Source organism: Microcoleus sp. (assembly GCF_049646505.1).
GTDB lineage: Bacteria > Cyanobacteriota > Cyanobacteriia > Cyanobacteriales > Microcoleaceae > Microcoleus.
This window is the reverse complement of sequence record NZ_JBARVX010000403.1, coordinates 1-7,821: the sequence shown is the minus strand read 5'-3', so window position 1 is coordinate 7,821 and position 7,821 is coordinate 1. Positions and strand designations below refer to the sequence as shown.

Annotated in this window: 6 protein-coding genes; 5 read left to right on the top strand and 1 reads right to left on the bottom strand. The window is 48.2% G+C overall.

Going from position 1 to position 7,821, the window contains the following annotated elements; genetic code table 11:
* Nucleotides 1-224: 224 nt before the first annotated feature.
* Entirely contained in the window at nt 225-1,397 is a 1,173-nt protein-coding gene (locus WBA89_RS20075) for a SpoIID/LytB domain-containing protein (RefSeq protein WP_424408947.1), read from the bottom strand.
* A gap of 270 nt (nt 1,398-1,667) precedes the next feature.
* Here WBA89_RS20075 and WBA89_RS20070 point away from each other — a divergent pair, with 270 nt between their 5' ends.
* The 5 genes from WBA89_RS20070 to secA all read left to right on the top strand — a co-directional run bounded on the left by WBA89_RS20070 (nt 1,668) and on the right by secA (nt 7,503).
* Nucleotides 1,668-2,606: a ribonuclease Z gene (locus WBA89_RS20070; RefSeq protein ID WP_424408946.1), complete on the top strand. Its 939-nt coding sequence runs from the start codon at nt 1,668-1,670 to the stop codon at nt 2,604-2,606.
* Nucleotides 2,607-2,676: 70 nt separating this feature from the next.
* Nucleotides 2,677-2,991, top strand: a complete 315-nt coding sequence (locus WBA89_RS20065; RefSeq protein ID WP_424408945.1) for a hypothetical protein — start codon at nt 2,677-2,679, stop codon at nt 2,989-2,991.
* Between the two features lie 258 nt (nt 2,992-3,249).
* Entirely contained in the window at nt 3,250-3,525 is a 276-nt protein-coding gene (locus WBA89_RS20060; protein WP_424408944.1) for a hypothetical protein, read from the top strand.
* A gap of 140 nt (nt 3,526-3,665) precedes the next feature.
* A complete protein-coding gene (locus WBA89_RS20055) occupies nt 3,666-3,965 on the top strand; it encodes a hypothetical protein (RefSeq protein ID WP_424408943.1) in 300 nt (99 codons plus the stop codon).
* 721 nt (nt 3,966-4,686) lie between these two features.
* A complete protein-coding gene (gene secA / locus WBA89_RS20050; protein WP_424408942.1) occupies nt 4,687-7,503 on the top strand; it encodes a preprotein translocase subunit SecA in 2,817 nt (938 codons plus the stop codon).
* Nucleotides 7,504-7,821: the final 318 nt, after the last annotated feature.

Sequence of the window (7,821 nt, the reverse complement as noted above, 5' to 3'; positions counted from 1 at the left end):
ACCAGGCTCTGCCTGGTAATGCAGGTGCGGAGGCTCTGCCTCCCTCTTCGCCGCCGACGACGACGAGGCAGAGCCTCGCTTACATGGGTTCCCAGGCTCTGCCTGGGAACCAGTTAATAACTATTTTTTTGCTTCAACCTTCAGACTTTGCTCCTCAAAATCCATCCGTTAAACCCATTAAATCCGTTAAAAAACCCGCTGCCAAACTTCCTTCTTCCCCGCAGTTACTGAACAGCAATTCTAGCCAAAGCAGCGCCCCGGTAATAGTGCAACAAAATCTGCTGGTAGCCGTATCCCTGCCTGGCCAAATTGTAGGCTCCCCACTGGCTCATGCCCACACCGTGACCGAAACCTTTGCCAGCAACTTGAAAACTCGTAGGAGCTTGGCCGCTGTTCCTGGCGCTCCCGCCTGCATACTGAGGAATCACCGTAAACCGCGTGCTCCTCAAACTCAGAACCCGACGCAAATCTGCCCCAGTCATCACCCTAGAACCGCCATCTCCCACAACTTTCATCCTCAAAACGCTGCCGTAAGCGGTAGTGCGTTCTGGCTTCATCGAGATGACGTTACCGACACCCGAAATTTTGCTGCTGATTTGAGCGCGGGAGAAATTTTCTTTCCACTGATAAACCGGCGCGCCTTGGTCGAAGTCAGGAACACCGCGCAGGTAAGGCAGGGGTTGGGTCCAAACATCCTCAACATTTTCGGTATGTCCGCCAGATGCCGAGTGGAAAACGGCTAAAATAATTTGACCGTTGTAGGTGAGAACTTGACCTGCGGTGGCATCGACTGCGCTATAAGTACCCGAAGATTCTGTTTGCAGTCCTTTGTAAACTTGCGAAGACTGAGTGTCGTCCACATCGTAAAGGTCGGTTTCGCTTTTGAGGCGCTCGTGGATAGCGTAGGAACGGGCGGCGACTGCTTGGGCTTTCAAGGCCTCAAGGGGCCAATTGCCGCTCATTTCGGCACCGAGAACGCTGTAGAGATACTGTTCGATATCAACGTAGTTGACTGCTGTCAGGGCTCCTTTTTGGGGAACTACAAGGGTGCGTCCGCGATACCACCGATCGCCAATCCAAACATACCCGTTCCCGGTCGGCTCGATCCAAATTTGATTGGCAGCCCAGCGCCCGATCGCCACTTTGCCCGATCGAAATTGAGCCGATCCAGAACTGTTGGCAGACAGTTCGCCCAAATTGCGCCCGCTACCGTCGCGGATTGCAGCCTTAGTAGAACTGCCGACTTTGATCTGACTTGCGCCGTCTTGTACCGCCACTCGCAAGATCAGCGCCGCCTGTGCTGGGGCTACCATTACCAGCCAAAACAACAGAGAAATCCAAAAGTAGCGTTTTGTTAATCTCGAAAGAAGGGAAGCAAATAACACTCCTGGCTGCATTAGAAAAATTTCCTCCTGTGCTGTACGAGTTTGAGAATTTTTAAGGGGAAGGTTTGGTTCGGGAAAAAGGAAGGAGAACGGCAGAAAGAAAACGTTAGAATTGGGTTTGGCACTTTGTGCGCCTGTCAAAAAAGATTGGAACGACTCGATGCTCGCAGCAACAGCGATTTATCCCGGTTCCTGCCTGCGACTATTTCATTGATGTCGGATTTGCCGCACTCTGGATATATGTAACATATTTTTTAAGATTTAATTGAGGTGATTTGACTCTTGCAGATTACATTTCTCGGAACTAGCTCCGGTGTCCCCACGCGATCGCGCAACGTTTCCAGCATCGCCCTGCGTTTGCCCCAGCGAGCGGAACTCTGGCTGTTTGACTGCGGCGAAGGAACTCAGCACCAATTCCTCCGTAGCGAGCTCAAAGTCAGCCAACTGAGCCGTATTTTCATCACTCACCTGCACGGCGACCACATTTTCGGCTTAATGGGTTTGCTGGCTAGCTGCGGTTTGGCGGGGAATGTCAAGCGCATCGATCTTTACGGGCCTCCGGGACTAGAAGAATATTTGCAAGCTGGCGTGCGCTATTCTCAAACTCATTTTTCTTACCCGGTAAAGATCCACAAAATTCAGCCGGGAGTTATCTATGAAGACGACGAATATATTGTTAGTTGCGCTCCTTTGAAGCATCGAGTTACTGCTTTTGGTTATCGAGTAACTGAGAAAAATCGTCCCGGACATTTTGATGTAGAAAAAGCCAAGGCTGCGGGTATTCCTTCCGGGCCAATTTACGGGCAATTAAAACAAGGAAAAACGGTAAAATTATCGGACGGGCGACAGTTTCAAGGTGGCGATTTTTGCGGCCCGGATCAAATTGGGCGGAAGTTTGTTTATTGTACAGACACAGTTTTTTGTGACGGGGCGGTGGAATTGGCGAAGGATGCCGATTTGTTGGTGCACGAAGCGACTTTTGCCCATCTCGATGCTCAAATGGCCTTCGATCGCCTGCATTCAACCTCAACAATGGCGGCTCAAGTTGCTTTGCTGGCTGGGGCGAAACAGTTAATTATGACGCATTTTAGCCCGCGTTACGCTCCGGGAAATGCGATCGTCCTAGATGATTTGCTCAAAGAAGCCCAGGCCATTTTTCCAAATACAAAAATGGCTTACGATTTCCTGAGTTACGAAATACCCAGGCCTGTTTCAGACTAGGGCTATTTAATCTGGTCTGAGATGTTACGACGCACAAAAAAAAAGATTGATTTTTTGTGGAACAGGCATCTTGCCTGTTCAGAAATTAGGGATTGACACTACTGTTTTGGAGTGGTTTAAATCTCAAGGTCGTGGTAAAATGAAAAAACGAATTCAATGGCGTTTTATGTCAAATTTTGAATTATTAGCCCAACTGCAGCAATTGTCCCGTACTGATAAATTTCAGATGATGCTGTTTTTAATAGCAGAATTGGCGAAAGAAGAAGGAATTGTCATGGGCAACGAATCTGCTGAAATTATGTATTCAGTGCATAATTCCAATAGTGCAGCAGAGCAATTAATGCAGTTACTAGAAATAGAACAAAAACAAACTCAAAATGTTTAATGGTAGGCGATATTCTTTTCAGCCTAAACGAGATAAATCTGGTGTTTTAGCTGATGTTCCGTATTTGCCTTTAACACTAACATCAAATCTGTTAGCATCGGAATAGTAAATTCACTGTTGACTGTTGACTGTTAACAGTTAACAGTTAACAGTTAACAGTTAACATCATGAGGAGTGCAACCGGAATTGATATAACTTATCAAAATCGTTCTGTTGAGGTTATGGGTTTACTGGATACAGGAGAAGCGTGTAAATGTTTTGCCCTATAATGTTGGGGTGCAATTAGGGGCAATTTGGGAAGAGCAAAGATTTTCTGTTACTTTAGCGGGAAATTTAGCGAGGGCTGAAACGAAAGGGTTATTAGTCTTGGCAAAAGTAGGGGACTTCGATCCAGTTCAGTTAGTTTTTGCCTGGACTAGGCTGAATAATATTCCGATTCTTTTAGGGCTAACTAATTTTTTTAATGAGTTTGATATTTGTTTTTATGGATCGCAATTAGCGTTTGAAGTGTGTCCTAAATTTAGAGATAGTTGAGATAGATATTTTAAAATGCTGCGTTGCAGCCCGGTGCAAACACTGGAAAATCCTAATTTGTTTTAATTCGATATTGACAGGCCATAAAATATGCAGTTTATTATGAAATAAAATATAAAATTATCACAATAGTTAGAAAAATGGAAAACAACGGTTGGCTCGCTGGAATCGCTGCACTTGGTGGTTCGTCATTGGGTTCAATTACAATTGCCACCGTACCTATAGCCACTACTGCAACAGTGCCTGCTGCTGGTGTCGCAGGTTGGTTGGGCTTGACAACGACAGCAACAACTATTGTGGCTGCTCCTGTGACTCTCCCAGTTGCAGGAATTGTGGCAGCAGGGGCACTTTTAACTGAATGTGAGTGGGAAGTCCCGCACCCTACCTGTACTCAGGTGGGTGACGGGATGAAAACGAACCAGAAACAAGTTGAGCGATAGCGAATCAGTGATACAATTGCACTATCTTGACCACTATCCTCCTAGGCGAAAACCAAGCTAAACGGAGCGTGTAGCCAGAAAAAGTATGGGTCTTAGGAACTAGGACTCCTGCCTGTGGAGGGAAGATCAGACTACTTGCTTCAACGGATAGCAACAGCACATCCCAATGAATCAGGAAGCCAGTGCTGTATGCGTAGCATCAGCGTCTGGTAGTTCACCCTACGGAGGTTATCAAGCTTATAAGTTCGTCAGTAAAACTGAGTAACCGTTTTGTTGAGTACAGGACTTACGCATCTATTGTCTGTCATTCCGATCCCGACCCGGAGTTTACTGGCAGAACGGAGTGAAGGGTTCTGCAAGTAAACTCCGGGAAGAATCGATCGAGATTCTTCGCTCAGAATGACATAACTACAATGACTTCCCGTTGCTCTAAAATCTCCTCATCCGCCTTCGGGCTATACACCTCATCCACAAACTGCCCGCATAACGCCCTTACTCAATAGTTTCTGGAAATGATTTGCTTAATCGGGAGGGGGCAAGAGGAATCAATTCTTCAATCCAAAATCTAAAATCTAAAATCCAAAAAGGGCGATCGACCGCAGCGACGGCCCAGGGCGGCCAATGGTTGCTACAATCGGGAAAGGTAAACTCTGTGGCTAACACTACAGCCCGTAACCCTGAAAGCTAATAGCTAAATTATTAAAAATCTGCCTCTCCTGCCATGTTTAAAAATCTGTTAGGCGATCCCAACGCGCGCAAACTGAGAAAATTTCAGCCTTGGGTAGCTGATATCAATATCTTGGAAGAAGACTTCCGCGCCCTCTCAGACGACGAGCTGAAAGGCAAAACAGCGGAATTTCAAGAACGTCTGGCAAAAGCTAAATCTCTCAACGAAGAGAAAGAAATCCTAGACGAAATCTTGCCAGAAGCTTTTGCCGTGGTGCGGGAAGCCGGTCAGCGGGTTTTGGGAATGCGCCACTTTGATGTCCAACTCCTCGGCGGCATCATCCTGCACAAAGGCCAAATTGCCGAAATGAAAACCGGCGAAGGCAAAACTCTGGTGGCGACGCTGCCGGCTTACCTCAACGCCCTCAACGGCAAAGGGGTACACATCATCACCGTCAACGATTATCTCGCAAGGCGGGACGCGGAATGGATGGGGCAGGTGCACCGCTTTCTGGGATTGACGGTGGGGCTGATCCAGCAGGGCATGGATCAGGTCGAACGCAAGAAAAATTATAACTGCGATATTACCTACGCGACGAACAGCGAGGTGGGTTTTGATTATTTGCGGGACAACATGGCTACTGTGATGGAAGATGTAGTCCAGCGTCCTTTTAATTTCTGCGTGATTGATGAGGTTGACTCGGTGCTGATCGATGAAGCTCGGACACCTCTGATTATTTCGGGCCAGGTGGAACGCCCCAGCGAGAAGTATATGCGGGCGGCTGAAGTTGCGGCTTCCCTAAGAAAGGAAAATGAGGAACATTACGAGGTTGACGAAAAGGCGCGGAATGTGCTGTTGACCGATGAAGGGTTTGGTGAAGCTGAGAATTTGTTGGGCGTTACGGATTTGTACGACCCGGCTGACCCTTGGGCGCATTACATTTTTAATGCGATCAAGGCGAAGGAATTGTTTATTAAGGATATTAACTACATTGTCAATCCCGATCGCGAAGTGGTGATTGTGGATGAGTTTACGGGCCGGGTGATGCCCGGAAGGCGCTGGAGCGACGGTTTGCACCAGGCGATCGAAGCGAAGGAACACGCGGAAATTCAGCCGGAAACTCAGACGCTGGCGACGATTACCTATCAGAATTTCTTTTTGCTTTATCCGAAGCTGTCGGGAATGACTGGGACGGCGAAGACTGAAGAAACCGAATTTGAGAAGATTTACAGTCTGGAAGTGACGCTGATTCCGACAAACCGGGTGACGAGCCGCGCTGACCTTTCGGATATGGTTTACAAGGCGGAGGCCGGGAAGTGGAAGGCGATCGCCCAAGAATGTGCCGAAATGCACGAACTCGGTCGCCCGGTGCTGGTGGGTACTACCAGCGTGGAAAAATCCGAGTTGCTGTCGCGGCTGCTCCAAGAACTCAAGATTCCTCACAATTTGCTCAACGCGAAACCGGAAAATGTGGAACGGGAGTCGGAAATTATCGCTCAAGCCGGACGCAAAGGCGCTGTGACGATCGCCACTAACATGGCCGGACGGGGTACAGACATCATTTTGGGCGGTAATTCTGAGTACATGGGGCGGCTGAAGTTGCGGGAGTATTTGATGCCCCGGATCGTGCAGCCGGAGGATGAAGAAGGGTTTTCGCTGGTGCAAGTTCCCGGTATTGGCGGCCGCCCCGCAGCTCGAGGTTTTGGTGAAACTGCCAAAAAGGTCAAGTCTTGGAAAGCTTCGGCGCAGATTTTCCCGACGCAGCTATCGAAAGATGCTGAGCAACTGCTCAAAACGTCGGTGGAATTGGCGGTGAAGCAGTACGGGGAGCGATCGCTCTCGGAATTGAAAGCCGATGACATTGTGGCTGTAGCCTCGGAAAAAGCCCCGACGAAAGACATCGTAATTCAAAAATTGCGGGAAGCTTACAATTTAACTCGCAGCGAGTACGATGCTTTTACCAGCAGCGAACACGATGAAGTTGTGCAGTTGGGAGGCCTCCACGTCATCGGTACCGAACGCCACGAATCGCGCCGGATTGACAATCAGTTGCGGGGCCGGGCGGGACGCCAAGGAGACCCCGGTTCTACGCGGTTTTTCTTGAGTTTGGAAGACAATTTGCTGAGGATTTTCGGCGGCGAACGGGTGTCCAATTTGATGAAAATGTTCGGTGTTGAGGAAGATATGCCGATCGAATCTGGAATGCTGACTCGCTCCCTCGAAGGCGCTCAGAAAAAAGTCGAAACCTACTACTACGACATCCGCAAGCAGGTATTTGAATACGACGAAGTGATGAACAATCAGCGTCGAGCAATCTATGCGGAACGCCGCCGAGTCTTGGAAGGTTTGGACTCGAAGGAACAGGTAATTAAATATGCCGAACAAACGATGGACGACATCGTGGGAGCATACATCAATCCTGAATTACCTTCAGAAGAATGGGAACTCGACAAACTTGTCAGCAAAGTGAAGGAATTTGTTTATCTCCTAGCTGACATGACTCCGGATCAATTAGATGATTTGTCAGTTGAGGAAATTAAAACTTTCCTCCACGAACAAGTTCGCAACGCTTACGACATGAAAGAAGCGGAAGTTAACGCCATCCGAGCGGAATTGATGCGCGATGCTGAGCGGTTCTTTATCTTGCAGCAAATTGATACTTTGTGGCGGGAACACTTGCAGCAAATGGATGCTTTGCGCGAGTCTGTCGGGTTGCGCGGTTACGGACAAAAAGACCCGTTAATCGAGTACAAAACTGAAGGTTACGAGCTGTTTTTGGACATGATGACGGATATCCGCCGCAACGTGGTTTATTCGCTGTTCCAGTTCCAGCCGCAGCCGGCAATGCAAGTTTCGCCAGAGATGGTTTGAAAATAGTTGACTGTTGACTGTTGACTGTTGACTGTTGACTGTTGAGGGCGGGCACGCACCATCCACCGCCCCTACTGACTGTTGACTGTTTGCTCGTTACCAGGCTCTGCCTGGTAATGCAGATGCTTTGGCTCTGCCTCCTTTTATCTGGCAACTTGCAGGAGAGAGGACTGTAGGAGGTGCTTAAGTTAGGCGTTGCTGAATACAAATATGAATTCAAGATTTCCCAATTGCTATAAGCCAAGTATGCTGAGCTTTGTAACATCAAGCGAAAAGTTGATTCATACGCCAGAGCAACGCCTTTTTTTTTACCGCAGA

What these genes read in the sequence shown, in the direction of transcription:
- WBA89_RS20075 (WP_424408947.1), bottom strand. Translation starts at nt 1,397, where the DNA reads ATGCAGCCAGGAGTGTTATTTGCTTCCCTTCTTTCGAGATTAACAAAA.
- WBA89_RS20055 (WP_424408943.1), top strand. Translation starts at nt 3,666, where the DNA reads ATGGAAAACAACGGTTGGCTCGCTGGAATCGCTGCACTTGGTGGTTCG.
- secA (WP_424408942.1), top strand. Translation starts at nt 4,687, where the DNA reads ATGTTTAAAAATCTGTTAGGCGATCCCAACGCGCGCAAACTGAGAAAA.